The following is a 450-nucleotide window of genomic DNA, read 5'->3' as shown; positions in this document are numbered from 1 at the left end:
CGCACCGGTCTTGTCCCGTGCCGTCGCCAGCGATCGCGGTATCCGTAGCTGCGCTGTTCGTAACGGTCGCATTGCCGCCCTGCCCGCCGTTCCCGCCATTTCCGGTGCCGACGCCGTTGCCGCCAGCACCGCCGTTGCCACCGAATACAGCGCCGTTACCGCCGTGACCGCCGTTGCCGCCAGTCGCGTTACCTGTTCCGCCGTCGCCTCCGTCGCCCCCGTTACCGCCGTTGCCGACCACACCACCGTGACCCCCATTACCGCCGTGGCCACCATTGCCGGCACCAAAGAACCCATGTCCACCGTCACCACCGTGGCCACCACTGACGAGCGGGTTGCCGTCGGCGCCCTGGGCTCCAGCGGTTCCCCCGCTACCTCCCGTGCCCGCCGGACCCCCGAGCCCACCCACACCCACAGCACCGGGGTTACCGCCGTCACCACCATCCCCAC

1 pseudogene is annotated in these 450 nt (G+C 70.4%); it reads right to left on the bottom strand.

What is annotated here, in order from left to right:
* A pseudogene (locus BST27_RS33010) lies at positions 1-450 on the bottom strand (PE family protein); the annotation flags it as partial.

It is taken from the genome of Mycobacterium intermedium (assembly GCF_002086275.1).
GTDB lineage: Bacteria > Actinomycetota > Actinomycetes > Mycobacteriales > Mycobacteriaceae > Mycobacterium > Mycobacterium intermedium.
Note: the sequence above shows the minus strand (reverse complement) of the source record. Positions and strands in the feature narration are given on the sequence as shown.